We start from the raw sequence: 798 nt of genomic DNA on the forward strand, positions 1-798 counted from the left end.
GATTAGGATGTCTTGAACACCACGGTTACGCAGGTCGTTGAGCACACTGAGCCAGAACTTGAGGACTCGTTCTCCCCAATCCACATGCCCAGTACGTCCTTATTGCCGTCTAAATCAATGCCAATGACCATGTACGCCGCCTTGTTCACAATGGCGCCGTCTTGCTTCACTTTGTAGTGGATGGCGTCCATAAAGACGACCGCATAAATGCCCTGCAGCGGCCGATTCTGCCATTCTTTGATGAGGGGGACAATCTTGTTCGTCACGTTCGAGATCATCGTTGGCGAGACGTCAATGCCGTACAGCTGATTCAGGTGGTCCTGGATATCCCGTGTGCTGACACCTTTGGCGTACATAGCGATGATCTGGTCCTCAATGCCGGTCACGGTGGACTGATGCTTTTTCACGATGACAGGCTCGAACTCGCCGTTACGGTCTCGTGGGACGCTAATCTCGACGTCTCCGTACTCGCTCGTTACGGTCTTCTTGCTCTTGCCGTTACGGCTGTTAGACGTCGTTTTGCTCTTCACGTCGTGCTTCTCGTAGCCCAGCTCCGTGTCCAATTCCGCCTCCAGCATCGATTGCAGCGTCTCTGCAAACAGCTCTTTCAGTGCGGATTGCACATCGTCCATCGTCTTGAGGTTATTCTCCTTCACAAACGCCTTCACTTGTTCCTTATTGAATCTCGCCATAGGTGCCATCCTCTCAAACCAACCTTTCTCTCATTGTAATCTAAAATTCGGTTTGAGAGTTTACACAAACCAGCTAATATAATGTCAAGCGTTTCACGAAAAATAT

At 50.3% G+C, this 798-nt stretch carries 1 pseudogene; it reads right to left on the reverse strand.

The features are described 5' to 3' along the window. Window positions 1-692, reverse strand: a pseudogene (locus ACFFSY_RS06875) (IS256 family transposase); the annotation flags it as partial. Window positions 693-798: the final 106 nt, after the last annotated feature.

Origin of the sequence: Paenibacillus aurantiacus (assembly GCF_042431225.1) — a bacterium.
GTDB lineage: Bacteria > Bacillota > Bacilli > Paenibacillales > Paenibacillaceae > Paenibacillus_Z > Paenibacillus_Z aurantiacus.